Source organism: Streptomyces sp. 3-6 (assembly GCF_056323165.1).
Genome location: NZ_JBWHZP010000013.1, coordinates 21,906 through 47,431, shown reverse-complemented (window position 1 = coordinate 47,431; position 25,526 = coordinate 21,906). Strand labels below are relative to the sequence as shown.

Genomic DNA, 25,526 nt, shown 5'->3' with positions numbered 1-25,526 from the left:
CTGTGATGACGGCCACCCCACGGGGTGGCCGTTTTGGCATGTCAGGGGCCCTTTTCTGCACGCTCGCGGACCCCGTTCGATCGATCATCGCTCATTTGTCACGTAAAGATTTCATCTGAGAGCAAGTTCTGGCACTCGGTGCCTTGCCGGATGACACGGCGTGCCATACGTTGAGGGAAGTCCGGGCGGCCGGCGCGCAGAGACCGATCGTGCGCCGGCTGTCCCAGCAAGCCGGTCCCCCGGCCTGCCCGCCCGGACGCCTGCGTCACAGGCACCTCCCGCGCCACCAGCGCTGCCCCAGCACCACAGCCGAACCGACGGCACACCCCTCGCAACCCCCAGCAGCACACCGACGTAACCCTCAGCGCCCCTCCCTCAGGGCGCTCACCGCCGGAGGCAACACCGTGACCGTCAAGGACATCCTGGCCGCGATCCAGTCGCCCGACTCCACGTCGGAGGACTTCGCCGCCCTGCCGCTCCCCGAGTCGTACCGTGCGATCACCGTGCACAAGGACGAGACGGAGATGTTCGCGGGCCTCGAGACCCGCGACAAGGACCCGCGCAAGTCGATCCACCTCGACGACGTGCCGCTGCCCGAACTCGGCCCCGGCGAGGCCCTGGTGGCCGTCATGGCCTCCTCGGTCAACTACAACTCGGTGTGGACCTCGATCTTCGAGCCGCTGCCGACCTTCGGCTTCCTGGAGCGCTACGGCCGGCTCAGCGAGCTCACCAAGCGCCACGACCTGCCGTACCACATCATCGGCTCCGACCTCGCCGGCGTCGTGCTGCGCACCGGTCCCGGCGTCAACGCCTGGCGGCCCGGCGACGAGGTCGTCGCGCACTGCCTGTCCGTCGAGCTGGAGTCGTCCGACGGGCACAACGACACCATGCTCGACCCCGAGCAGCGCATCTGGGGCTTCGAGACCAACTTCGGCGGCCTCGCCGAGATCGCTCTGGTCAAGTCCAACCAGCTGATGCCCAAGCCGGACCACCTCACCTGGGAGGAGGCCGCCGCGCCGGGCCTGGTCAACTCCACCGCCTACCGGCAGCTGGTGTCCCGCAACGGCGCCGGCATGAAGCAGGGCGACAACGTCCTCATCTGGGGCGCCAGCGGCGGACTCGGCTCCTACGCCACGCAGTTCGCGCTGGCCGGCGGCGCCACCCCGATCTGCGTCGTCTCCAGCGACCAGAAGGCCGACATCTGCCGGAAGATGGGCGCCGAGGCGATCATCGACCGCAACGCCGAGGGCTACAGGTTCTGGAAGGACGAGAACACCCAGGACCCCAAGGAGTGGAAGCGCTTCGGCAAGCGCATCCGCGAACTCACCGGCGGCGAGGACATCGACATCGTCTTCGAGCACCCCGGCCGCGAGACCTTCGGCGCCTCCGTCTACGTCACCCGCAAGGGCGGCACCATCACCACCTGCGCCTCCACCTCGGGCTACATGCACGAGTACGACAACCGCTACCTGTGGATGTCGCTGAAGCGCATCATCGGCTCGCACTTCGCCAACTACCGCGAGGCGTGGGAGGCCAACCGCCTCATCGCCAAGGGCAAGATCCACCCCACCCTCTCGAAGACCTACTCGCTGGAGGACACCGGGCAGGCCGCCTACGACGTCCACCGCAACCTGCACCAGGGCAAGGTCGGCGTGCTGTGCATGGCGCCCGAGGAGGGCCTGGGCGTGCGCGACCACGCCAAGCGCGCCCAGCACATCGACGCCATCAACCGCTTCCGGAACATCTGAGGTCGGACATGACAGAGCGTCAGGCGCCGCAGGCGCCCAGGGAACGGGACCGGCCGTGGCTCATGCGGACCTACGCCGGCCACTCCACCGCCGAGGCGTCCAACGAGCTGTACCGGCGCAACCTCGCCAAGGGGCAGACGGGTCTGTCGGTCGCGTTCGACCTGCCGACCCAGACCGGCTACGACCCCGACCACGTCCTCGCCCGCGGCGAGGTCGGCCGGGTCGGGGTGCCGGTCTCCCACCTCGGTGACATGCGCCGGCTGTTCCAGGACATCCCCCTGGAGCAGATGAACACCTCGATGACGATCAACGCCACCGCCATGTGGCTGCTGGCGCTCTACCAGGTCGTCGCCGAGGAGCAGGGCGCGGACATCACCAGGCTCCAGGGCACGACGCAGAACGACATCGTCAAGGAGTACCTGTCCCGCGGCACCCACGTGTTCCCGCCCGGGCCGAGCCTGCGCCTGACGACGGACATGATCGCGTACACGGTCTCCCACATCCCGAAGTGGAACCCGATCAACATCTGCAGCTACCACCTGCAGGAGGCCGGGGCCACGCCGGTGCAGGAGATCGCGTACGCGATGTCCACCGCGATCGCCGTGCTCGACGCGGTGCGCGACAGCGGCCAGGTGCCGCAGGAACGCATGGGCGACGTGGTCGGCCGCATCTCCTTCTTCGTCAACGCGGGCGTCCGCTTCGTCGAGGAGATGTGCAAGATGCGCGCCTTCGGCCGCATCTGGGACAAGGTCACCCGCGAGCGGTACGGCATCGAGAACCCCAAGCACCGCCGCTTCCGCTACGGCGTGCAGGTCAACTCCCTCGGGCTGACCGAGGCGCAGCCGGAGAACAACGTCCAGCGGATCGTCCTGGAGATGCTGGCCGTCACCCTCTCCAAGGACGCCCGCGCCCGCGCCGTGCAGCTGCCCGCCTGGAACGAGGCGCTGGGCCTGCCCCGCCCCTGGGACCAGCAGTGGTCGCTGCGCATCCAGCAGGTCCTCGCCTACGAGAGCGACCTGCTGGAGTACGACGACCTCTTCGAGGGCTCGAAGGTGGTCGAGGCGAAGGTCGCGCAGCTGGTCGAGGACTCGCTCGCGGAGATGGAGCGGATCGAGGAGATGGGCGGCGCGATGGCCGCCGTCGAGTCCGGCTACCTGAAGTCACAGCTCGTCGCCTCGCACGCCGCGCGCCGCGCCCGGATCGAGTCCGGCGAGGAGAAGATCGTCGGTGTGAACGCCTTCGAGGGCACCGAGCCCAACCCGCTGACCGCCGACCTGGACACCGCGATCCAGACGGTGGACCCGGCGGTCGAGGCCCGGGTCGTCACCGCCCTCCAGGAGTGGCGGGACACCCGCTACCAGCCGCCGTTCAACCACCCGCGCCCCTGCAAGGCGCTGGAGCGGCTGAAGGAGGCCGCGAAGGGCACCGAGAACCTGATGGAGGCCACCCTGGAGTGCGCCCGGGCCGGCGTGACCACCGGCGAGTGGGCCGGGGCCCTGCGCGAGGTGTTCGGCGAGTTCCGCGCGCCGACCGGCGTGTCGTCCGCGCCGCTCGCGGTGACCGCCGAGGAGGGCACCGCGCTCGGCCGGGTGCGCCGCAAGGTGGAGCTGACGGCCCAGGACCTCGGCGTCGGCAAGCTGCGCTTCCTGGTCGGCAAGCCGGGCCTGGACGGTCACTCCAACGGCGCCGAGCAGATCGCCGTGCGGGCCCGCGACGCCGGGTTCGAGGTGGTCTACCAGGGCATCCGGCTCACCCCGGAGCAGATCGTGGACGCCGCCCTGGCGGAGGACGTGCACGCGGTGGGCCTGTCCATCCTCTCCGGCTCGCACGCCCAGCTGGTGCCGGACGTGCTGGAGCGGCTCCGTGTGGCCGGTGCCACAGATATACCGGTGATCGCCGGTGGCATCATCCCCACCGGAGACGCCGAGGCGCTGCGGGCCGCGGGAGTGGCCGCGGTCTTCACCCCGAAGGACTTCGACATCACCGGGATCATCGGCCGCATCGTCGACGAGATCCGCACAGCGAACAAGCTCGACCCCCTGGAGGTCCCCGCATGACCAGCCCCGCTCCCCAGGTCAACCGTCTGCGCCCCCGGCGCTCCTGTCTGGCGGTGCCGGGTTCCAACCCGCGCTTCCTGGAGAAGGCCCAGGGCCTCCCCGCCGACCAGGTCTTCCTCGACCTGGAGGACGCGTGCGCGCCGCTCGCCAAGCCGGAGGCGCGGCACACCATCGTGAAGTTCCTCAACGAGGGCGACTGGACCGGCAAGACGCGCGTGGTGCGCGTCAACGACTGGACGACCGAGTGGACCTACCGCGACGTCGTCACGGTCGTCGAGGGCGCCGGCCCGAACCTCGACTGCATCATGCTGCCGAAGGTGCAGGACGCGCAGCAGGTCGTCGCCCTGGACCTGCTGCTGACGCAGATCGAGAAGACGATGGGCTTCGAGGTCGGCCGGATCGGCATCGAGGCGCAGATCGAGAACGCCCGCGGCCTGAACAACGTCAACGAGATCGCGCAGGCCTCCCCGCGCGTCGAGACCATCATCTTCGGCCCGGCCGACTTCATGGCGTCCATCAACATGAAGTCACTGGTCGTGGGCGAGCAGCCGCCCGGCTACCCGGCGGACGCCTACCACTACATCCTGATGAAGATCCTGATGGCCGCCCGCGCCAACGACCTCCAGGCGATCGACGGCCCCTACCTGCAGATCCGCAACGTCGACGGTTTCCGCGCGGTCGCCGAGCGGGCCGCCGCCCTCGGCTTCGACGGCAAGTGGGTGCTGCACCCGGGTCAGGTGGACGCGGCGAACGAGGTGTTCTCGCCCTCGCAGGAGGACTTCGACCACGCCGAGCTGATCCTGGACGCGTACGACTACTACACCTCCGAGGCGGGCGGCAAGAAGGGCTCCGCGATGCTCGGCGACGAGATGATCGACGAGGCCAGCCGCAAGATGGCCCTGGTCATCTCCGGCAAGGGGCGCGCCGCCGGCATGCAGCGCACCAGCAAGTTCGAGATCCCGGAGGGCTGAGCGCCATGCAGTTCGGACGCACCTACGAGGAGTTCGAGGTCGGGGCGACGTACAAGCACTGGCCCGGCAAGACGGTCACCGAGTACGACGACCACCTGTTCTGCCTCCTCACGATGAACCACCACCCCCTCCACATGGACACCAACTATGCGGAGAAGACGACGGACTTCGGCAAGAACGTCGTCGTCGGGAACTACATCTACTCGCTGCTGCTCGGCATGTCGGTGCCGGACATCTCCGGCAAGGCCATCGCCAACCTGGAGATCGAGTCGCTGCGGCACGTGGCGCCGACCTTCCACGGGGACACGGTCTACGGCCAGACGACGGTGCTCGACAAGTGGCCGTCGAAGTCGAAGAACGACCGCGGGATCGTGTACGTCGAGACCAAGGGCTACAAGCAGGACGGCACGCTGGTCTGCGTGTTCCGCCGCAAGGTGATGGTGCCGACCGAGACGTACATCAAGGAGCGCGGCGGCGAGCAGCCCGGCCGCCCGGAACTCAGGGAGCAGGAGAAGTAGGCCATGGCCCGTCTCGCCCAGACCGCCGGTCTGACCGACGTCCAGCAGGAGATCCTGTCCACCGTCCGCGACTTCGTGGACAAGGAGATCATCCCGGTCGCCACCGAGCTGGAGCACCGCGACGAGTATCCGCAGCAGATCGTCGACGGGCTCAAGGAATTGGGTCTGTTCGGTCTGATGATCCCCGAGGAGTACGGGGGTCTGGGCGAGTCGCTCCTCACCTACGCGCTGTGCGTGGAGGAGATCGCCCGCGGCTGGATGTCGGTGTCCGGCATCATCAACACCCACTTCATCGTGGCGTACATGCTCAAGCAGCACGGCACGCAGGAGCAGAAGGACCACTTCCTGCCCCGGATGGCGGCCGGCGACATCCGCGGCGCGTTCTCCATGTCGGAGCCGGGCCTCGGCTCGGACGTGTCGGCGATCACCTCCAAGGCGGTGAGGGACGGCGAGGAGTACGTCCTGAACGGCCAGAAGATGTGGCTGACGAACGGCGGAACCTCGTCGCTGGTGGCCGTTCTGGTCCGGAGTGACGAAGGACACCCCGAGGGCACGGCGCCCCACAGGTCGATGACCACGTTCCTGGTCGAGAAGGAGCCGGGCTTCGGTGAGGTGCGTCCCGGCCTCACCATCCCGGGCAAGATCGACAAGATGGGCTACAAGGGCGTCGACACGACCGAGCTCATCATGGACGGCCTGCGGGTTCCCGCCGATCGGGTGCTCGGCGGCGTCACCGGCCGAGGTTTTTACCAAATGATGGACGGGGTCGAGGTCGGCCGCGTCAACGTCGCCGCGCGTGGCTGCGGCGTCGCTCAGCGTGCCTTCGAGCTGGGCGTCCAGTACGCCCAGCAGCGCCACACGTTCGGCAAGCCGATCGCCCAGCACCAGGCCATCCAGTTCAAGCTGGCGGAGATGGCTACCAAGGTGGAGGCGGCGCATGCGATGATGGTGAACGCAGCGCGCAAAAAGGACTCCGGGGAACGAAACGACCTTGAAGCAGGGATGGCGAAGTACCTCGCCTCCGAGTACTGCAAGGAGGTCGTGGAGGACGCCTTCCGGATCCACGGCGGCTACGGCTTCTCCAAGGAGTACGAGATCGAGCGCCTCTACCGGGAGGCGCCGATGCTGCTGATCGGTGAGGGGACGGCCGAGATCCAGAAAATGATCATCGGTCGGCGACTGCTCGAAGAGTATCGATTCCAGGGCTGACTTGTCCGGATACGGGGTGTTTTCTTGGAGTACAGGATCACACCCCGTCAGCACTCCTCGGCCGTCGACTCGGTTGCCTGCCTTACCCAGTTGTCGTCCGGAGCCGCTACGATCGCCGGAAAGCCGCCGTCCCCCGTCAGTGCGCGGCACGATCCGCTACGAAGGTCATCCATGCCCCACAGCCAAACCTCTGCACCCCGCGACAGCCGCACCGGCGTACGCCTCGCGCGCGGAGCCTCGCCGTGGCTTCTGCCGACCGTGGCCACGGCGGCCGTGAGCCTGCTCCGTGCCCGCCGCTCGGGTGCCGCGAAGGCCGTAGCCGTCCCCGCCACCGCCCTGGCCGCGGGGATGCTGTGGTTCTTCCGCGACCCCGAGCGCGAGATCACCCGGGGCCGGGTCATCTCGCCCGCCGACGGAGTGGTGCAGAGCATCATGCCGTGGAAGGACGGCCGCACGCGCGTCGCGATCTTCATGAGCCCGCTCAACGTCCACGTCAACCGTGCGCCGCTGGACGGCACCGTGACGTCGGTCGAGCACGTCCCCGGTGGTTTCGTTCCCGCCTTCAACAAGGAGAGCGAGAACAACGAGCGGGTGGTCTGGCACTTCGACACCGAGCTCGGTGACATCGAGATGATCCAGATCGCCGGCGCCGTCGCCCGCCGCATCGTCCCCTACGTGCCGCAGGGCACCAAGGTGGAGCAGGGCGACCGGATCGGTCTCATCCGCTTCGGCTCGCGTGTCGACCTCTACCTGCCCGAGGGCGTGGAGGTCGCGGTCGAGGTCGGTCAGAAGACCGTGGCTGGGGTGACTCGCATTGACCGTGATTGATCCCGACACACAGGCCGGGTGGGTGCCCGAGGCCGACCGTGACGAGGACGAGGAGGAGATGCCGCTCTCGCTCCGCCTGTCGATAGCGGACACCCTCACCCTGGGCAACGCCACCTGTGGCTTCATGGCGGTGTACTTCACCACCACCGGCATCCTGATCCCGCACCTCACGGGCAGCCAGGAGACCGGCATGGCCCGCCACAGCGCGGCCACCGCCGTCATCCTGATGCTCTGCGCGGCGGTCTTCGACCTCTTCGACGGCCTGGTCGCGCGCAAGCTGCGCTCCTCGCCGATGGGCGCGGAGCTGGACAACCTCTCCGACCTGATCAGCTTCGGCCTCGCGCCGGCGTACTTCGTCCTCGTCTACGGCATGGTCGCCGACGACGCGCACCAGAGAGTGGCGGCGGTCGGGGCGATCGTGGTGCTGCTGGCGGTGGTGCTGCGGCTCGCCAGGTTCTCCTGCGTCACGGTCAAGGACGGCACCTTCCAGGGCATGCCCTCGCCGTTCGGCGCGCTGACCGTCGTCTCGATCGTGCTGCTGGAGCTGCCGTTCGTGGCGACGCTGCTGGCGATCCTGGGCACCGCCTGGCTGATGGTGAGCCGGGTCGAGTACCCGAAGCCGCGGGGCCGCCTCGCCGTGGCCATGCTGTCGTGGATCGTCCTGTCGATGGGCCTGCTGGCGGCGTGGGCGTTCGACGCGCCGAGCGGCCAGCTGCTGCTGCAGACGGGGTGCGCGCTGCAGCTGGTGATGGGCGCGGTCATCCCGCTGTTCGCCACGGCACGCCGGGTGAACAACTTCCGCGACAACCGGCGGGAGGCGCGGGCGGCGCAGATGCCGTAGCGCTGCGCTCGGCTGGAGCGGCCGGTCGTCCCGGCCGGTACGGCGGTGTGGGCCCCCGGACCCTTTGGGTTCGGGGGCCCTTCGCTGTGCCCGCCCGGGCGGGGTGGGGCGGTTCTCCTACGGGCTCCGGGGCGGGGCTTGTGCTGCGGATCGAGTCGAGGCTGGACGGGCGAGGCCGGAGGCCCGGGGCGTGGCTCTCCGCGGCCCGGGATCAGCACCGGCCCGGGCTCCGCGCGGGACCGGGCCGCCACGGCCACGGGCGGGGCCCCCGGCCCGAGGCCCGTCCCGCCCCGGGGCTCAGGTCAGGAAGTCGCGGGCGATGCGGGCCGCCGTGCGTTCCAGGAGGGGGCCCGCCTCGGCGATGCACCGGGTGACGTCCGGCTCCAGGTCCGTCAGGGCGTACGCCCGGCGGATGCCCGCGCGCCCCAGCTCCTCCGGGGGCAGGGCCAGCCGGCCGCACACCGCGACGACCTCCCGGTCCGCGACGCGGGCCGCGGCGGCGACGCCGGCCGGGGCCTTGCCGTGCAGGGTCTGCTGGTCGAGGGACCCCTCCCCCGTGATCACCAGATCGGCCCGCTCCAGCGCCGACGCGAAGCCGAGGACGTCCAGCATGACCTCGATGCCCGGCCGGAACCGGGCACCCAGGAGCATCGCGCCGTAGCCGATGCCGCCCGCCGCGCCCGCGCCCGGCGAGGCGGCGTACTCGGCGGCGCGGGCGCCGACCGCGCCCTCCAGGACTGTCGCGAAGTGCCCGAGGGCGGCGTCCAGCCGCTCCACGTCCTCCGGTGAGGCGCCCTTCTGCGGTCCGTAGACCGCGGGAGCGCCCTTCGGGCCGGTCAGCGGGTTGTCGACATCGCTGGCGAGGACCAGCTCGACGTCCCCCAGCCGCGGGTCGAGGCCGGACAGGTCGGCCGAGGCCAGCTCGGCCAGTCCGCCCCCGCCGGGTGCCACCGGCTCGCCGTCGGCCTTGAGGAAGCGGGCGCCGAGCGCGGCCAGCATCCCGGCCCCGCCGTCGGTGGTGGCGCTGCCGCCCACCCCGAACACGAGGGTGCGGGCGCCCGCGTCCAGCGCGGCCCGCAGCAGTTCGCCGGAACCGTAGGTGGAGGCGGTGAGCGGCGCGAAGGTGTCCCGCGGGAGCCGCTGGAGGCCGCTGGCCTCGGCCATCTCCACCACGGCCGTGTCGCCGCGCAGCGCGAACGCCGCGGTCACCGGGTCGCCGAGCGGCCCCTGGACGCGTACCTCCCGGCGGTCGAAGCCGGCCGCGACCGCCGCGGCGACGGTGCCGTCGCCGCCGTCGGCCACCGGAAGGGCCTCGACCTCCAGTCCCGGCGCGATGCCGCGCAGCCCGGCCGTCACCCGGTCGGCGACCTCCACGGCCGTCAGCGAGCCCTTGAACTTGTCCGCGGCGACGAGCACCCTGCGGATCGACCGTGCCGACCGGGTGCTGCCCACTGCAGTGTCCGCCACTTGCATCCCCTCGCTGTCCGGGCCCCGCACATGCGTCCGGGACCAGTCGCGCCGCTGCGACCTTAACCGGCGGGTGTGTCCCCCGTCATGCGCTGCCCAGCCGGTGGAACGGCTCCGACCCGCGTGGTGACGGGCGCGGGCGGGGCGGCGCGGGCGGACGGGCGGCGCACCGGGCGGGGCGGCGCACCGGGCGGGGCGGCGCACCGGGCGGGACGGCGCACCGGACGGGGCGGCGCGGGCGGACGGGGCGGCGCGGGCGGACGGGGCGGCGCACCGGACGGGGCGGCGCGGGCGAGCGGGGCGGGATTCGGGTAGACCGGACCCATGACCGCAGTGGGCACGGACGTGGGCACCGAAGCAGGGCCGGCCGATCGCATCCTCGGGGGCTGGCTCGGCAGGATCGCCGGCAACATGCTCGGCAAGCCGGTCGAGCAGGGCGAGGTGTGGACACGGGACCGCATCGACCGCTACCTGCGCTCGGCCGACGCCCTGCCGCTGACCGACTACCTGCCCGAGCCGCCCGGCGAGAGCGAGGCCGCCCTGCTTCGGCCGGAGTGGCGGGCGTGTGTGCGCGGCCGGGTGCACGGGAGCTGCCGCGACGACGACGTCGACTACTCGATCCTCGGCCTGCACCTGCTGGAGACCCACGGCTTCGCCTTCACCACCGAGCAGGTCGGCGACCTGTGGCTGCTGCGGCTGCCGTACCTCCAGACCTTCACGGCGGAGCGGGCGGCGTACCGGAACCTGGCGAACGGGCTGAAGCCCCCGCTGACGGCCACGTACGACAACCCGTACCAGGAGTGGATCGGCGCCCTCATCCGCGCCGACATCCACGGCTGGACCTCCCCCGGCGCCCCGCGCCGCGCCGCCGCGCTGGCCCGCCGGGACGCCGTGCTCTCCCACACCGGCAACGGCGTCTACGGCGCGATGTGGGCGGCGGCGCTGATCGCGGCGGCCTTCACGGCGGCGACGGTACGCGAGGCGGTGGAGGCGTCGCTGGCCGTGATCCCGGCGAGCAGCCGCCTGGCCCGCACGGTGCGCCGCGCGGCCTCGCTGCACGGGGCGGGCCTGGCCTGGGAGGACACGCTCGCCACGCTGGAACGGGAGACGGCCGGCCTGGGCTGGATCCACACGGTCCCGAACGCGGCCGTCATCACCGCCGGACTGCTGTACGGCGACGGCGACTTCACCCGCACCCTCGCCCTCACCGTCCGCGGCGGCCTCGACACCGACTCCAACGGCGCGACGGCGGGCTCGGTGGCCGGCGTCCTGTGCGGCGCGGCAGCCGTACCCGAGCAGTGGCGCACGCCCCTGGCCGACACCGTCCGCAGCGCGGTGTTCGGCTACGACGGCATCAGCATCACCGAACTGGCGGAGCGGACGGTGCGGTTGGCGGAGGACGCGGGGGCCCTGCGCCGGTGAGCCGGCCATCGCCCGGGCCGCCCTGCCCTCCCCCCCCCGTGCGCCCCGCGCCTGCGCCTCCGGTGCAGGTCGTGGCACCGGCGCGTGCTGCCGTGCGCCGGGGGCCGGAACGCCGCTCACGGGAATGGGGACCGGCCGCGCGGTTACCCTTCCCGGCATGACCACCACGCCGGACGTCCAGGACTTCGCCTCCTACATCGCCTCCCTCCCCCGTGTTCTCGCCGGAGCCGGTGCGCTCTTCCGGGACGAGGCGGGGCGGGTGCTGCTCGTGGAGCCGAACTACCGGGAGGGCTGGGCGCTGCCCGGCGGCACGATCGAGTCCGACGACGGGGAGACGCCCCGCGAGGGGGCACGGCGGGAGACGGCCGAGGAGATCGGGCTGGACCGGGAGCTGGGGCGGCTGCTGGCCGTGGACTGGGTGCGGGGTCCGGGACGGCCGCCGCTGGTCGCGTACCTCTTCGACGGCGGGGTGCTCGGCGACGAGGAACTGGGGGCGATCCGGTTGCAGGAGGAGGAGCTGCTGTCCTGGCGTCTGGTGCCCCGCGCTGAGCTGACCTCCTACCTCCCGGACGCGCTGGGGCGCCGGGTGCTGGCGGCCCTGGACGTCCTGGACGAAGGCTCGGGCACCGCGGAGCTGGAGGACGGCCACCGCGTGCGGTGACGGACGGGGGCGGGCCGGCCTGCGGATACGCGGTGGCCCGCACGGGGCCCCGCCGCCTACCCTCGGCCGCATGAGCAAGCCCCTCGTCGCCCTCCTCACCGGCGCCGGCATCAGCACCGACTCCGGCATCCCGGACTACCGCGGGCCGAACGGTGTCTGGCGCCGCGATCCCGAGGCCGAGAAGCTCGTGACGTACGAGTACTACATGGGCGACCCGGACATCCGGCGCCGGTCCTGGCGGATGCGCCGGGAGAACGGCGCGCTCACCGCCGAGCCGAACGCCGCGCACCGCGCCGTCGCCGAGCTGGAGCGGTCCGGGGCGGCGGCGGTGCGGGTGATCACGCAGAACGTGGACGGTCTGCACCAGCTCGCCGGGATGCCCGCCCGCAAGGTGCTGGAACTGCACGGCACCGTCCGCGAAGTGGAGTGCACGGACTGCTCCGCACGGGGGTCGATGGCCGACGCGCTGGCGCGGGTCGAGGCCGGCGAGCCGGACCCGCCGTGCGAGGTGTGCGGCGGGATCCTCAAGTCCGCGACCGTGATGTTCGGCGAGCCGCTCGACCCTGTGGTGCTGTCCGAGGCCCTCGCGATCGCCAAGGCCTGCTCGGTGTTCCTCGCCGTCGGCACCAGCCTTCAAGTCCAGCCCGCCGCCGGGCTGGCCGGCGTCGCGGCCGACCACGGGGCCCGGCTGGTCATCGTCAACGCGGAACCGACGCCGTACGACGGGATCGCCGACGAGGTGGTCCGGGAGCCCATCGGCACGGCGCTGCCGGCCTTGCTGCGCCGGATCGGCGCCGAGGGCGAGCCCCGCTGACACCGGCGGCGGGCCCGCCGCTCAGAACAGGCCCGCGCCCCGTTCGAAGTCCAGCAGGCGCTGCTTGCGCTCCAGGCCGCCGCCGTAACCGGTGAGGCTGCCGGAGGCGCCGATGACGCGGTGGCAGGGGATGACGATGCCGATGGGGTTGCGGCCGTTGGCGAGGCCGACGGCGCGGGACGCCTTGGGGCTGCCGAGGGCGTCGGCGAGCTGGCCGTAGGAACGGGTCTCGCCGTAGGGGATGCGCCTCAGTTCGTCCCAGACGCGGCGCTGGAACGGGGTGCCGTGCGGGCGCAGCGGGAGGGTGAACTCCTTCAGCTCGCCCGCGAAGTACGCCGACAGCTGCTCCCGCGCCTCGGCGAAGGGGGTGTCGTCGCGGTCGCCGAAGGTCTCCTCGGCCGGGCGGTGGCGCTGCTCGGTCATGTAGAGGCCGCACAGGACGCCGTCGTCGTCGGCGACGAGGGTCAGCGGGCCGTAGGGGCTGTCGATCACGGTGTGCTGCTTGTGCTGCTTCATGGGCTTCGATTCTCCAGTGCTCGTGCGGGGCTCGTGTCTCCGGTGCTTGTGCCGGCTCGTGCAGGGCTCGTGTCTCCGGTGCTCGCGCGGGCTCGTGCGGGGCTCGTACGGGCTTCTCATACCGGGAGGACGTTGATCGGGTGGCTGTCCGTCGCCCACAGGTACTGGACGGCGTAGGCACGCCAGGGCCGCCAGGCCGCCGCGCAGGCGGTGAGGGCGGCCGGGGTGGAGGGCAGACCCAGGTCGCGGGCGGCACGGCGGATGCCGAGGTCGGTGGGCAGGAAGGCGTCGGGGTCGCCGAGGGCGCGCAGGGCGATGACGTCGGCGGTCCACGGGCCGAAGCCGGGGAGGGCGAGGAGCCGGGCACGGGTCTCGGGCCAGTCGCTGTCCACGCCCAGGGGGAGGTCCCCGGACGCCAGGGCGCGCACCAGGGTGGTCAGGGTGGCGCGGCGGGCGCGCGGCAGGGCCAGGGTGCCGGGGTCGAGCGCGGCCAGGGCGTCCGGCGTCGGGAAGAGGTGGGTGAGGCCGCCCTCGGGGTCGTGGACCCGTTCGCCGTGGGCGGTGACCAGGCGGGCGGCGTGGGTGCGGGCGGCGGCCGTGGAGACCTGCTGGCCCAGGACGGCGCGGACCGCGAACTCCGCCGCGTCGACCGTGCGCGGCACCCGGCGGCCGGGGGCCTGGTCGACCAGGGGCGCGAGGACGGGGTCCGTGCGCAGGTGGCCGTCGACGGCGACGGGGTCGGCGTCCAGGTCGAGCAGGCGACGGCAGCGGCTGATGGCGACGGGCAGGTCGCGCAGGTCGCCGAGGGTGAGCCGGCAGGCGATGTGGCCGGGGCGCGGGGCGAGGGCGACGATGCCGTGCCCGTACGGCAGGCGCAGGGTGCGGCGGTAGGCGCCGATGGGGGCACCTCCCACGCCCTCGAGGCTGTGGGGGAGCCATTCCTCCACGCCCGGTACGGCGGTCGCCGCGAGGTGGCCGAAGAGGTTGTCGGGGGTGAGCGGAGCCCGGAACGGCAGCCGCAGGGACAGCGCGCCGGCGGTGGGGCGGGCGTCCTCGCGGGGCGCCCGGGCGCGCAGGCCGCTCGGCGAGAGCGCGAAGACCTCGCGCACCGTGTCGTTGAAGGTGCGCACGGACGCGAACCCGGCGGCGAAGGCGACGTCGGCCATGGGCAGCGCCGTCGTCTCGATGAGCAGCCGGGCGGTCTGGGCCCGCTGGGCGCGGGCGAGTGCCAGGGGGCCGGCGCCGAGTTCGGCGAGCAGCTGGCGTTCGACCTGCCGGGTGCTGTAACCGAGCCGAGCGGCGAGCCCGGGCACGCCCTCGCGGTCCACCACCCCGTCGGCGATCAGCCGCATCGCGCGGGCGACCGCGTCGGCCCGGTGGTTCCACTCCGGGGAGCCGGGGCTGGTGTCGGGCCGGCAGCGCTTGCAGGCCCGGAAGCCGGCCTGCTGGCAGGCCGCGGCGCTGGGGTGGAAGACCATGTTCTCCGCCTTGGGCGGCACCACCGGGCAGCTCGGCCGGCAGTAGATGCCGGTGGTCAGGACGGCGGTGTAGAACCAGCCGTCGAACCGCGCGTCCTTGGACCGCACGGCGCGCACGCAGCGCTCGGTGTCGGTGTGCATGGCGTTCCGCATGCCTCCAGGATCCGGGACGGGGCGGCCCGGTTCCGGCGGAAATCCGACATGGACGTCGGCGGTCCTGCACCGGGGCGGATCGCCTGCCGGACCGGCTCGCCGGTGTCCCCTCGTCCACGCCGGGACGCGCGCCACCACCGGCCGGAGCCCGTTCGTCTGCCACCGGCTACGCGCCACCCACGTGCGTACACTGCTCCTCCACGCCGGTACGCCCGCCACCACGTGCCGGTCACCGCCCGTCCGCGCCCGGACGCCCGCCGCCACGTACCGGCGTCCACCCGTCCACGCCCGGACCGCCCACATCCCCGCACCGGCATCCACGCGCCCGCATCCCCGCACCGGCACCCACAGGCCCGCATCCCGGCGCCTACACCCACGGGCCCACGTCACCGACCGAGCGTCCCGCCCGGCCCCGGGGACCAGGCGGGACGCTCCGGCCGCCGTCAGTCGATGCGCGCGCAGAGGTCGTCGGTGGTCCCGTGGAGGAGACGGACGTCCTTGTGGCCGGTGGCGCTGATGTCCATCGTGTAGACCCCGTCGACGACGTACAGCCCGCGCGGCAGGCTGCCCTCGCCCACGCCGACCAGGACCGGACCGTGCACGGCCCAGAACTGCGAGCCGTCGCGCCGGTACTCGACCAGGGCGGAGCCGCTCACGTCGGCGTCGTGGTGGGCGCCGGTGTCGGTGTTGGCGACCCGGACGACCAGATCGCCCCGGTACGCGACCCGCTTCGGGGAGCCGTCGGGGTGGGTGCTCAGCACCCGCTGCACCACTTCATCGACGACCGGTTCGCCGTGGACGGGGAAGTCGCAGCGCGCACCGGCGGCGACGTCCCAGGGGGCGGACGGGGCCGGCTCCCAGCCCGGGTCCGTCCCGGCGTTGGCCGGCGCCGCGCCGAGGAGTACGGCGGTCAGCGCCAGTGGGGCGAGAACGGCTCGTCGCATGGGTTTCTCCCTTGTGTCGGGGCTCCGAGGGGGTGGCGCGACGCAGTCTTCCCGCGGTCTCTGACCACGGTCTGACCATGCTGCGGGGCGCACCGCGCTGCTAGGCTCCGGCCCCACCATGGAGTTCCAGCTGCTCGGCCCGTTCGCGGCCCGCCACGACGGCCGGCCGGTGGCGCTGGGCAACCGCCGGCAGGAACGGTGCCTGCTGGGCGTGCTGTTGCTGCACCCGGGGCGCGTCGTCACGACCGAACGCCTCATCGCCCTGCTCTGGGACGCCACACCGCCCGCGTCGGCCCGCGCCACCGTCCACACCTACGTGGGCAGGCTGCGTGCCGCCCTCGCCCCGTACGGGGTCACGGTCGGCACCCGCCACGACGGGTACGTCGTGGAGCCGGGGCCCTACTCGACCGACGTGCAGGAGTTCACCGCGCTCGCCGGGAAGGCGGCCGGGGCCGGCGATCCGGTGGAGCGGCTCCGCCACCACGAGGAGGCCCTGGCCCTGTGGCGGGGTCCGCTGCTCGCCGATGTCGCGGACGACCGGCTGCGTGACGGCCTCGGGGTGCGGCTCACCGAACTGCGGTTGTCCGCCGTGGAGCAGCGGGCACGGGACCACCTCGGAATGGGGCTGCACGACCGTGTCGTCGTGGACCTCCTCCCCGTGGTCGCGGAGCACCCCACCCGTGAGTCGCTGGTGACCGCCGGCATGACCGCGCTGTACCGCGCGGGCCGCCGGGCCGAGGCGCTCCAGCTGTACGACCGCACCCGGCGCCTGCTGGCGGCGGAACTCGGCGTCGCACCCCAGCCGGGCCTGCGCACCCTCCACGAGCACATGCTGCGCGGCGACCCCCGGCTGGACCGGCCGCCGGGGCCCGTCCACGCGGTGCGGGTGGACGACCGGTGGCTGCCGTGGAGCACGGGTGGACACCCGGCCCTGGAGTTCTGCAACACCTACGCCGGCTGGGGCGGGGACCCGCGGCCCGGATCGGAGTGGCTGCGGGACTACGCCACGCTCGCCGTGTGGGCCGGGCACCTGGGTCTGGTCGACGCCCGGCAGGTCGCCCACCTGCGCGAGCGGGCGGGCCGGCAGCCGGGGGAGGCCGCCGCCGCGCTCGACGAGGCCCTGCGCTTGCGCAGCGCTCTGCGCGCCTGCCTGCGGGACACGCGGGACGGCAGCGCCTTCCGTGCGGTCGCGGAGGAGGTGCAGCGGGCCGCCCGGTCGTCCGTGTTCGTCCGGGGCGAGGACGGTCTGGGGCGCTGGCGGCCGTCGCCGTCGTCCGGTCTGCGGCTGCCCCTGCGCGCCGTCGCCCTCACCGCGGGCGACCTGCTCGCCGATCCCCGCCGGTTCACCGTCCGCACCTGCCCGAGCCCGGACTGCGGCTGGCTGTTCCTCGACGAGGACGGACGGCGGCGGTGGTGCAGCCTGGGGACGTGCGGGGCCGGGCGGAACGCCGAGGCGTGCTGACGCCGGGACGCGGCGGGGAACGATCCCCGTCCGGTGGCACTGCCGGTGCCGGTGCCGAGCCTAGGCGCCCCCTGCCCGTTCCTCCGTCCCCTCGGTGTCTCGTACCTCCGTCCCGTCGGCGTCCTGTTCCCCGGTCCCGTCCAGCTCGGTGAACAGGGTCAGCTGGAGGTCGCCCGGGGCTTCCAGGCGGGAGTTGAGGGAGTTCCAGGGGGTGCGGGTCGGCTCGGCGATCACCTCGGCGCCGGCGGCGGCCAGCCGGGCCGTGGTGGCGGTGGAGTCGTCCACCTGGAAGGCGACCCGCAGCGGCCCGGCCACCCGTCGGCCGACCTCGACCTCGTCGATGAAATCGGCCTGCCGGGGGTCGGCCAGCTCCAGGGTGGCCCGGCCCGCGTCGAGGATGGTGACCCGGCCGTCGGGTGAGCTGAACGCCTCGCGCTCGGTGAGGCCGAGGACGTCGCGGTAGAAGTGCAGGGCGGCGTCGTAGTCGGCCGCGGTGACCACCAACCGGAGTTCGCGGACAGCGGGTTCGTCGGACATGCGGGCTCCTCGGAGATCGTCGTCACTCGGCCCCAACCCGCCCGCCGGACGGTTCATTCCGGGCGGGCGACGCTCAGCCCAGCCGTGCCGCGAACGCCTCGTACGCGCGCTCGTCGAACAGGACGAAGGTGATCTCCTCCACCTCGGTGTTCGTGGCCCGCACGGTGTCCACCGCGATGCGGGCGGCGTCGTCGAGCGGCCAGCCGTAGACGCCGGTGGAGATCGCGGGGAACGCCACCGAGCGGGCGCCGAGTTCGTCGGCGACGCGGAGCGCCTCCCGGTGGCAGGAGGCCAGCAGGTGCGAGCGGTCCTCGTCCGCGCTGAACACCGGGCCGACGGTGTGGATCACCCAACGGGCGTCCAGGCGGCCCGCGGTGGTGGCGACCGCCTGGCCGGTGGGCAGGCCCCCACCGTAGCGGGAGGCGCGCAGGGCACGGCACTCGGCGAGGATCTCGGGGCCGCCCCGGCGGTGGATGGCGCCGTCCACTCCCCCGCCGCCGAGCAGGGAGGAGTTGGCGGCGTTGACGAGGGCGTCGGCGCGCCGGCGGGTGATGTCGCCCTGGACGAGGGTGAGGGTGGTGCTCATGTCTGGCGCAGCCTCCTCCACACCGCCTTCGCCGCGTTGTGGCCCGACATGCCGTGCACGCCCGGGCCGGGCGGCGTGGCCGAGGAGCACAGGAACACGGCGGGGTGCCGGGTGGCGTACGGGAAGAGGGTGGGCTTGGGGCGCAGCAGCAGCCGGAGTCCGGAGGCCGCGCCGGTGCCGATGTCGCCGCCGACGTAGTTGGCGTTACGGGCGGCCAGTTCGGGGGGTCCGGCGGTGGCGCGGGCGAGGACGAGGTCGCGGAACCCGGGGGCGTAGCGCTCCAGTTGGCGCTCGATGGCGTCGGTGAGGTCGCCGGTCCAGCCGTTCGGGACGTGACCGTAGGCCCAGAAGACGTGCTGGCCCGCGGGGGCGCGGGAGGGGTCGGCGACGCCGGGCTGGACGGTGATGAGGAACGGCGCGTCGGGGGCGCGGTCCTGGCGGGCGGCGGAGCGCAGGGCGGTGCCGATCTCGCCGCTGTCGGCGCCGATCTGCACGGTTGTGGCGGTGCGGGCCTGCGGGGCGGTCCACGGGACGGGACCGTCCAGCGCGTAGTCGATCTTGAAGACGCCGGGGCCGTAGCGGTAGCCCGCGTAGGCGGTGCCGAGGCCGGCGATGCGGGCCAGCGCGGTGGGCGAGGTGTCGAAGACGTAGGCGCGGGCGGGGGGCAGGTCGTCGAGGCGTTTGACCTCGTAGTCGGTGTGGATCAGACCGCCGAGGTCCTTGAGGTACGCGGCGAGGGCGTCGGAGAGGGACTGGGAGCCGCCGCGGGCGACGGGCCAGCCGCGGGCGTGGGCGGCGAGGGCGAAGACGAGGCCGACGGCGCTGGTGGCGAAGCCGTTGAGCGGGGCCATCACGTGGGCGACGAGACCGGCGAGCAGGGTGCGGGCCGGCTCGTCGCGGAAGCGGCGCATCAGCCAGCTGTACGGGGGGAGGCCGGCCAGGCCGAAGCGGGCGAGGGTGACGGGGTCGCGGGGCAGCGCGGTCGCCGGCAGGGACATGAAGTCGCGGACGAGGGTGTCCCACCGGGGCAGGAAGGGCGACACCAGGCGGCGGTAGGTGCCCGCGTCGCGGGGGCCGAAGGAGGCGGCGGTCTCGGCGACCGACCGGGACAGCACGGCCGCCGTGCCGTCCGGGAAGGGGTGGGCCATGGGCAGGTCGGCGTGCAGCCACCGCAGGCCGTAGCGTTCGAGCGGGAGGTCCCGGAAGGCGGGCGAGTTGATGCCGAGGGGGTGCGCGGCGGAGCAGGGGTCGTGGCGGAAGCCGGGGAGGGTCAGTTCCTCGGTGCGGGCGCCGCCGCCCACCGTCTCCCGGGCCTCGAACAGGGCGACGGAGAAGCCGCGCCGGGCCAGCTCCACGGCGGCGGTCAGGCCGTTCGGTCCCGCACCCACGACGACCGCATCGAGCATCGACGGCACCTTCGGACTCCTTCGTCAGCCGACGGCCAGGGGGATCAGCATAGGCGGGGCCGCCCCGCCCCACCTGCCGCGGGCGGCGGGCAGTTGGGGCGGGGCGGGGGGTCCGTGCGGGTCAGACGCCGGCCGACAGCAGGTCCACGATCCGGCGGGCGGTGGCCTCGTCGCGGGCCGTGGTGAAGGGCAGGACGTTGTCCCCGGTGATGCGGAAGGGCACGCCGGCGCGGGTCAGGTGGGCGCCGCCCGCCTCCTCGACCAGGAGCAGGCCCGCGGCGTGGTCCCAGGCGGCCTCCCAGCAGAACGCGGTGGCGTCGCACACGCCGCGCGCGATGTCCAGGTACTCCAGTCCGGCGGAACCGCAGGAGCGGGGTGCGACGCCCTCGGTGTTCAGGCCGAGCAGGGCGCGCTTCTGCTCGTCGGTGGTGAAGTCCGGGTGGGAGGTGGCCACCCGCAGGTCACGGCCGGGCTCCGGGGAGCCGGCGTGGAGGCGCTCGCCGTCCAGGAAGGCGCCCTGGCCGCGGACGGCGGTGGCGATCTGGTCGCGGGCGGGGGCGTAGGTCCAGGAGGCGTGCACGACGCCGCGGTGGGCGAGGGCGACCAGGGTGCAGAACCCGGTGTCGCCGTGCACGAACTGGCGGGTGCCGTCGACGGGGTCGACGATCCAGACCGGCGCGTCCTCGCGCAGCGCCCCGTAGATGCCGGGGTTGTCGTGCACCGCCTCCTCGCCGACGACGGCGGAGCCGGGCAGCAGGGCGCGCAGGGCGTCGGTCAGGTACAGCTCGGCCTGGCGGTCGGCGTCGGTGACCAGGTCGTGGGGGCCCGACTTGCGGTCCACCTCGTGTTCGGCGAGCCGGCGCCAGCGCGGCATGATTTCCTGCGCGGCGGCCTTCCGGACGGATTCCTCCACGTCGACGGCGTGCCGGGCGAGAAACTCCTCGATGGTTTCGTTGTCCTCGATCATTCCTCCATGAGACCATGCCCGCTTGACAAACCCCAGCGGCCCGGTGTGCTAGCGGCGACGGCCCGGCGAAAAATGGGCTGCCGGACCACCGGGGTATGGGCTCAGCGGCCCACCGCGTAGCCCTGCATGCCGCGCGGGTTGGCGGCCGCGGAGAGCACGCCGGTCGCCGGGTCCCGGGCGACCGCGCACAGCCGGCCCTCCGACCAGGCGTCCGAGACGGTGACGTCGTGGCCGCGGCGCCGCAGCTCACGGACGACCGCCGGGTCGGTGCGGGACTCGACGGTGACACTGCCGGGGCGCATGCCGCGCGGGTAGAAGGACCCGGGGAAGCTGTCGTTGTGCCAGTTCGGGGCGTCGATCGCGCCCTGCAGGTCGAGTCCGCCGCGCACGGGCGGGCGCAGGGCGACGGCGAGGAAGAAGTGCAGCTGCCACTGGTCCTGCTGGTCCCCGCCGGGCGTGCCGAAGGCGAGGACGGGCCGGCCGTCGCGCAGGGCGATGCTCGGGCTGAGCGTGGTGCGGGGGCGGCGGCCGGGGGTGAGGGTGTTCGGCAGGCCCTCCTCCAGCCAGGTCATCTGCAGCCGGGTGCCGAGCGGGAAGCCCAGCTCGGGGACGACCGGGTTGGACTGGAGCCAGCCGCCGCTCGGGGTGGCCGCGATCATGTTGCCCCAGCGGTCGACGACGTCCAGGTGGCAGGTGTCGCCGCGGGTCGCGCCGTCCCAGGTGACCTCCGGTTCGCCGGGGACGGGGGACGTCGGGTGCTTGGCGACGGTGGGCTCGCCGGCGCCGGGCGCGGTGCCGCGGGGGTCGGTGGCGGCGGCGAGGGCGTGGGCGGCGAGCCGAGGGGTGCGCCCGCCGGGGCTGCCGGGGCGCAGTGTGTGGGAGGCGTGGTGGCCGACGAGGGTGCGGCGTTCGGCGTTGTACGCGTCGGAGAGCAGGTCGTCGAGCGGCACCTCGGCGGCGGCGCCGTACCAGGCCTCCCGGTCGGCCATGGCCAGCTTGCAGCCCTCGATCAGCAGGTGGGTGTACGCGGCGGAGCCGTACGGCGGCAGGTCGCGCGGGAGCAGGGCGAGCTGCTGGAGCAGGACGGGGCCCTGGCTCCAGGGGCCGGCCTTGCAGACGGTCCAGCCGTCGTGGTCGTACGTGGCAGGGTCCTCGTAGGTCGCGGACCAGGCGGCGAGGTCGTCGCCGGTGAGGGTGGAGCGGTGGCGTCCGCCGCTGGTGTCCAAGGTGGGCCGGGCGGCCTGCCGGAGCAGGGCGTCGGCGATGAAGCCGGTGCGCCAGACCGCGCGGGCGGCCTCGATCTGCGCCTCGCGGTCCCCCGCGCCGGCGACCTCGGCGAGCAGGCGCCGCCAGGTGGCGGCGAGGGCCGGGTTGCGCAGCGGGGTGCCGGGGCGCGGGGCCCGGCCGCCGGGCAGGTAGACCTCGGCCGAGGAGGTCCACTCGGTCTCGAACAGGTGCCGCACCGTCTCGACGGTGGCGCCGATGTTCTCCACCGGCGGGTGCCCGTGCTCGGCGTAGCCGACGGCGTACTTCAGGACGTCGGCGAGCGGCTTGGTGCCGTGCTCGCGCAGCAGCAGCATCCAGGCGTCGAAGGCGCCGGGCACGGCGGCGGCGAGCGGTCCGGTGCCGGGGACGAGGTCCAGGCCGAGGCCGCGGTAGTGGGCGGTGCTCGCCCCGGCCGGGGCGACGCCCTGCCCGCACAGCACCCGCACCGGGCCGCCGGCCGGGGCGAGGAGGATCGGGACCTCCCCGGCGGGGCCGTTGAGGTGCGGTTCGACGACGTGCAGCACGAAGGCCCCGGCGACCGCCGCGTCGTAGGCGTTGCCGCCGTCCTCCAGCACGGCCATCGCGGACTGCGAGGCGAGCCAGTGGGTGCTGGACACCATGCCGAAGGTGCCCTGGAGGGTGGGGCGGGTCGTGAACATGCCGGCAGGCTACCGATCCTCCGCCGGTACGGTCACCCGTGGGCCGGCCGGGGCACGGGGGCCGGGCGCGACCCGCGGAGTGTGCGAACTGAAGTGCACACCCTCCCCGTTGGGGCATAGGTTGTGCTCGATCACCCGCGCCTCGGCTGAGAGATGGACCGTACCCATGAGCGACCCCGCTACCCCGCCCGGACCTTCGCAGCAGAACATCGACACCTCTGTGCCGCACTCGGCCCGCATCTGGAACTACTGGCTGGGCGGCAAGGACAACTACCCGGTGGACGAGCAGGCCGGCGACGCCTACACCGCCGTGTTCCCCGGCATCGTCACCATCGCCCGCAGCAGCCGCGCGTTCCTGCGCCGCAACATCACGTACCTGGTCGAGGAGGCCGGCATCCGGCAGTTCCTCGACGTCGGCACGGGCCTGCCGACGGCCGACAACACGCACGAGGTCGCGCAGCGCCTGGCCCCGGAGACCCGGATCGTCTACGTCGACAACGACCCGATGGTGCTGGCGCACGCCCGCGCGCTGCTGTACTCGACGCCCGAGGGGGCGACGGCGTACGTCGACTCGGACGTGCACGACCCGGAGCGGGTGCTGGAGGCGGCGGCGAAGACGCTGGACCTCAGCCGCCCCACGGCGCTGATCCTGAGCAACATCCTGGGCCACATCCCGGACTACGACCAGGCGCGGGCGATCGTCACCCGGCTGATGGCCGGGCTCCCCTCGGGCAGCTACCTGTCGATCAACGACGGGTCGCGGGGCATCGACCCGGAGTTCGAGCAGGCCCAGGACGCGTACAACGACAGCGGGGCCGCGCCGTACATCCTCCGGACCGTCGACCAGATCACCGCGTTCTTCGACGGTCTGGAACTGGTGGAGCCCGGTGTCGTCCCGGTGACCGAGTGGCGCCCGGACCCGGACGGCCCCGCCCCGGCGCTGATCGCCGAGCACGGGGGCCTGGCCCGCAAGCCCTGAGACCCCGACCGACCCGCCCGGCCCCGGTGCGCCCGCCCTCACACGGGAGCGCACCGGGGCTTCGTCGTGCCGGGGTGCCGGGGATCAGGGACCGCTGGACGGGCAGACAGGCGGACGGGCGGACCGGCGGACGGACGGGCGGGCGGACGGGCGGGCGGTCGGGCGGACCTGGGCAGCCGCCCGGCTACGACGCCAGGGCTCGGGCGGTCTTCCTGCTCGCCGGCCGTGGGGAGTCGAGGCCCGCACAAAGGGCGGTCTCCCCCAGTACTGGGCTGCCCTGACGGAACCGGGTGTCCAGGAGCCAGAGCACGTGATACCGCTCGGCAGCAGAACGCCGGGGCCGAGGATGCCGCTCGGCCGCGGAAGGCCGGGCCCGGCGGTGGGCGGACCAGGCCGCCCCTCAGGCTTCCGGCGCGGGCCACGCGCACATGGCGTACGCGGCCGTGCGCCGCAGCTCCTCGGTGGTCGCCCCGTCGCGGGCCTGCTGCGACATCCCCTGGATCACTGCCGCGAAGTAGACCGCCAGCGCGCGCACGTCAGTTTCTTCGGCGAGCGCTCCGCGGTCCCTCGCGCGTGCCAGCCGCTCCTCGAAGGACCGGACGTTGGCCACTCTGCGGGCGCGCAGGTCCTGCTCGACGTCGGCCGTCTGGGGCGAGTAGTTGGCCGCCGCGCTGATGATCAGGCAGCCCGCGGGACGGTCCGGCGCGGTGTAGGAGACCGCCGCTTCGTCCAGCATCCGGGCGAACCCGGCACGCGGGTCGCTCTCCTGGTCCAGCGCCTGGTCCATGAAGGCGCCGAAGCTGCCGCCGTAGCGCTCGACGACCTCGTTGAACAGGGTGCGCTTGTCACCGAAGGCCGCGTAGAGGCTCGGCGGCGAGATGCCCATGGCGGCGGTCAGGTCCGCGACGGACGTGCCTTCGTAACCGTGCTGCCAGAACAGGAGCGTGGCCTGACGGAGGGCCGCCTCCCTGTCGAAACTCCACGGTCTGCCGCGTTTGGTCGTGGTCATCCATGAATTTTACAGCGATCGCTAGGGAATTGATGTAACCTCATTGCGTAGCGATCGCTACACATTGACGGCGTGATACGTGGAGGAGAGGTCATGGGTGCTCTGACGGGCCGGACGGCACTGGTCACGGGCGGCAGTCGGGGAATCGGGCGTGCGGTCGCCGAGCGCCTCGGCGCGGAGGGGGCGCTGGTGGCGGTGCACTACGGCCGCGACGCGGCAGCCGCCGACGAGGTCGTCACCGGCATCCGCGCCGGGGGCGGGAAGGCGTTCGCCGTGCGGGCCGACCTGAGCGACCCCGAGGGCGTGGCGACCCTGTGGGAAGGCTACGACCGGCAGGTCCTGGAGCACGCGGACGGCGCCGGCCTCGACATCCTGGTCAACAACGCCGGCATCACCCCGCGCGGGGAGATCGAGGAGACCACCGCCGAGGCGTTCGACGCGGCCGTCGCCGTCAACATGCGCGCGCCCTTCTTCCTCACCCAGCAAGGGCTCAAGCGCCTGCACGACGGCGGGCGGATCATCAACGTCTCCTCGGGGGCGACCCGGATCGCGCTCACCGACATCATCGCGTACGCGATGACGAAGGGGGCCGTGGACGCCTTCACCCTCACCCTGGCCAAGACGCTCGGCCCGCGGGGCATCACGGTCAACGCGGTCGCGCCCGGCATCATCGACACCGACATGAACGCCACCTGGCTGCGCGGCAACGAGGCGGCCCAGAGGTCCGCGGCGGACCTGTCGGCGCTCGGCAGGGTCGGGCGCCCCGAGGACGTGGCCGACGTGGTCGCCTTCCTCGCCTCCGACGACGCCCGCTGGGTGACGGGACAGGTCATCGACGCCACCGGCGGATCGCAGCTCTGATCGGGCAGGACCGTATGCAGGCCACGGTGGCACCGCCCAGTGGGGGCACCCACCGGCACGCTCCCGCAGCAAGGCTGGTCACGACGACGCCGGCTCCCCGGACGTCGGCCCCCGGACGCCGGTGGGACCGCCGGGAACAGCCCGTCCCCGGTGGGCGTTGACCTGGA

23 protein-coding genes are annotated in these 25,526 nt (G+C 73.2%); 13 read left to right on the top strand and 10 right to left on the bottom strand.

Annotated elements, in window-relative coordinates; all coding sequences use genetic code 11:
• Positions 1-404 precede the first annotated feature (404 nt).
• The 7 genes from ccrA (at position 405) to pssA (ending at position 8,172) form a co-directional block, all read left to right on the top strand.
• The gene (gene ccrA / locus AC02VZ_RS18005) at positions 405-1,748 is read left to right on the top strand and encodes a crotonyl-CoA carboxylase/reductase (protein WP_432056327.1); all 1,344 of its coding nucleotides are present in this window, start codon (positions 405-407) and stop codon (positions 1,746-1,748) included.
• Between the two features lie 8 nt (positions 1,749-1,756).
• The gene (locus AC02VZ_RS18000; protein ID WP_476475846.1) at positions 1,757-3,805 is read left to right on the top strand and encodes a protein meaA; all 2,049 of its coding nucleotides are present in this window, start codon (positions 1,757-1,759) and stop codon (positions 3,803-3,805) included.
• Positions 3,802-4,776 carry an HpcH/HpaI aldolase/citrate lyase family protein gene (locus tag AC02VZ_RS17995; protein ID WP_476475845.1) on the top strand — a complete coding sequence of 325 codons (975 nt, stop codon included), beginning with the start codon at positions 3,802-3,804 and terminating at the stop codon, positions 4,774-4,776. Before AC02VZ_RS18000 ends, AC02VZ_RS17995 begins: the two co-directional genes overlap by 4 nt.
• A 5-nt stretch (positions 4,777-4,781) precedes the next feature.
• Positions 4,782-5,294, top strand: a complete 513-nt coding sequence (locus tag AC02VZ_RS17990) for a MaoC family dehydratase (RefSeq protein ID WP_192231520.1) — start codon at positions 4,782-4,784, stop codon at positions 5,292-5,294.
• 3 nt (positions 5,295-5,297) lie between these two features.
• On the top strand, positions 5,298-6,503 hold the full coding sequence (locus AC02VZ_RS17985) for an acyl-CoA dehydrogenase family protein (RefSeq protein ID WP_476475844.1): 1,206 nt from the start codon (positions 5,298-5,300) through the stop codon (positions 6,501-6,503).
• Between the two features lie 171 nt (positions 6,504-6,674).
• Complete coding sequence (locus tag AC02VZ_RS17980; protein WP_362094693.1) at positions 6,675-7,331, top strand: phosphatidylserine decarboxylase; 657 nt, start codon at positions 6,675-6,677, stop codon at positions 7,329-7,331.
• Between the two features lie 22 nt (positions 7,332-7,353).
• Positions 7,354-8,172 (top strand): CDP-diacylglycerol--serine O-phosphatidyltransferase, encoded by an 819-nt coding sequence (pssA, locus tag AC02VZ_RS17975; RefSeq protein ID WP_432056364.1) that lies wholly within the window; start codon positions 7,354-7,356, stop codon positions 8,170-8,172.
• Between the two features lie 297 nt (positions 8,173-8,469).
• Here pssA and AC02VZ_RS17970 read toward each other — a convergent pair whose 3' ends face one another.
• The gene (locus tag AC02VZ_RS17970; protein WP_476475843.1) at positions 8,470-9,645 is read right to left on the bottom strand and encodes a glycerate kinase; all 1,176 of its coding nucleotides are present in this window, start codon (positions 9,643-9,645) and stop codon (positions 8,470-8,472) included.
• A gap of 318 nt (positions 9,646-9,963) precedes the next feature.
• Here AC02VZ_RS17970 and AC02VZ_RS17965 point away from each other — a divergent pair, with 318 nt between their 5' ends.
• The 3 genes from AC02VZ_RS17965 to AC02VZ_RS17955 all read left to right on the top strand — a co-directional run bounded on the left by AC02VZ_RS17965 (position 9,964) and on the right by AC02VZ_RS17955 (position 12,536).
• On the top strand, positions 9,964-11,061 hold the full coding sequence (locus AC02VZ_RS17965; RefSeq protein ID WP_476475842.1) for an ADP-ribosylglycohydrolase family protein: 1,098 nt from the start codon (positions 9,964-9,966) through the stop codon (positions 11,059-11,061).
• A gap of 157 nt (positions 11,062-11,218) precedes the next feature.
• On the top strand, positions 11,219-11,722 hold the full coding sequence (locus AC02VZ_RS17960) for an NUDIX domain-containing protein (RefSeq protein WP_476475841.1): 504 nt from the start codon (positions 11,219-11,221) through the stop codon (positions 11,720-11,722).
• Positions 11,723-11,792: 70 nt separating this feature from the next.
• The gene (locus AC02VZ_RS17955) at positions 11,793-12,536 is read left to right on the top strand and encodes an SIR2 family NAD-dependent protein deacylase (protein WP_432056320.1); all 744 of its coding nucleotides are present in this window, start codon (positions 11,793-11,795) and stop codon (positions 12,534-12,536) included.
• 21 nt (positions 12,537-12,557) lie between these two features.
• Here the strand turns inward: AC02VZ_RS17955 and AC02VZ_RS17950 are convergent, their stop codons facing one another.
• The 3 genes from AC02VZ_RS17950 to AC02VZ_RS17940 form a co-directional block, all read right to left on the bottom strand.
• Positions 12,558-13,052, bottom strand: a complete 495-nt coding sequence (locus AC02VZ_RS17950; RefSeq protein ID WP_432056319.1) for a methylated-DNA--[protein]-cysteine S-methyltransferase — start codon at positions 13,050-13,052, stop codon at positions 12,558-12,560.
• Positions 13,053-13,168: 116 nt separating this feature from the next.
• Positions 13,169-14,683: an AlkA N-terminal domain-containing protein gene (locus AC02VZ_RS17945; protein ID WP_476475840.1), complete on the bottom strand. Its 1,515-nt coding sequence runs from the start codon at positions 14,681-14,683 to the stop codon at positions 13,169-13,171.
• Positions 14,684-15,126: 443 nt separating this feature from the next.
• A complete protein-coding gene (locus AC02VZ_RS17940; protein WP_432056317.1) occupies positions 15,127-15,627 on the bottom strand; it encodes a hypothetical protein in 501 nt (166 codons plus the stop codon).
• A 118-nt stretch (positions 15,628-15,745) separates the two neighbouring features.
• Between AC02VZ_RS17940 and AC02VZ_RS17935 the strand changes: the two genes are divergently transcribed.
• Positions 15,746-17,089 (top strand): AfsR/SARP family transcriptional regulator, encoded by a 1,344-nt coding sequence (locus AC02VZ_RS17935; RefSeq protein WP_432056316.1) that lies wholly within the window; start codon positions 15,746-15,748, stop codon positions 17,087-17,089.
• A 60-nt stretch (positions 17,090-17,149) separates the two neighbouring features.
• Here AC02VZ_RS17935 and AC02VZ_RS17930 read toward each other — a convergent pair whose 3' ends face one another.
• The 5 genes from AC02VZ_RS17930 to AC02VZ_RS17910 form a co-directional block, all read right to left on the bottom strand.
• Entirely contained in the window at positions 17,150-17,626 is a 477-nt protein-coding gene (locus tag AC02VZ_RS17930; RefSeq protein ID WP_432056315.1) for a VOC family protein, read from the bottom strand.
• Between the two features lie 73 nt (positions 17,627-17,699).
• Positions 17,700-18,212, bottom strand: coding sequence for an O-acetyl-ADP-ribose deacetylase (locus AC02VZ_RS17925; protein ID WP_432056314.1), 513 nt, complete (start codon positions 18,210-18,212; stop codon positions 17,700-17,702).
• On the bottom strand, positions 18,209-19,618 hold the full coding sequence (locus AC02VZ_RS17920; RefSeq protein WP_432056313.1) for a phytoene desaturase family protein: 1,410 nt from the start codon (positions 19,616-19,618) through the stop codon (positions 18,209-18,211). Before AC02VZ_RS17920 ends, AC02VZ_RS17925 begins: the two co-directional genes overlap by 4 nt.
• A 121-nt stretch (positions 19,619-19,739) precedes the next feature.
• Positions 19,740-20,585, bottom strand: coding sequence for an inositol monophosphatase family protein (locus AC02VZ_RS17915; RefSeq protein ID WP_476475839.1), 846 nt, complete (start codon positions 20,583-20,585; stop codon positions 19,740-19,742).
• Between the two features lie 101 nt (positions 20,586-20,686).
• Positions 20,687-22,510 (bottom strand): gamma-glutamyltransferase family protein, encoded by a 1,824-nt coding sequence (locus AC02VZ_RS17910; RefSeq protein WP_476475838.1) that lies wholly within the window; start codon positions 22,508-22,510, stop codon positions 20,687-20,689.
• 166 nt (positions 22,511-22,676) lie between these two features.
• Here AC02VZ_RS17910 and AC02VZ_RS17905 point away from each other — a divergent pair, with 166 nt between their 5' ends.
• Positions 22,677-23,489, top strand: coding sequence for an SAM-dependent methyltransferase (locus tag AC02VZ_RS17905; protein WP_432056310.1), 813 nt, complete (start codon positions 22,677-22,679; stop codon positions 23,487-23,489).
• Positions 23,490-23,889: 400 nt separating this feature from the next.
• Here AC02VZ_RS17905 and AC02VZ_RS17900 read toward each other — a convergent pair whose 3' ends face one another.
• On the bottom strand, positions 23,890-24,498 hold the full coding sequence (locus AC02VZ_RS17900) for a TetR/AcrR family transcriptional regulator (RefSeq protein ID WP_476475837.1): 609 nt from the start codon (positions 24,496-24,498) through the stop codon (positions 23,890-23,892).
• A 93-nt stretch (positions 24,499-24,591) separates the two neighbouring features.
• Between AC02VZ_RS17900 and AC02VZ_RS17895 the strand changes: the two genes are divergently transcribed.
• Positions 24,592-25,359: an SDR family oxidoreductase gene (locus tag AC02VZ_RS17895; RefSeq protein WP_476475836.1), complete on the top strand. Its 768-nt coding sequence runs from the start codon at positions 24,592-24,594 to the stop codon at positions 25,357-25,359.
• Positions 25,360-25,526 lie beyond the last annotated feature (167 nt).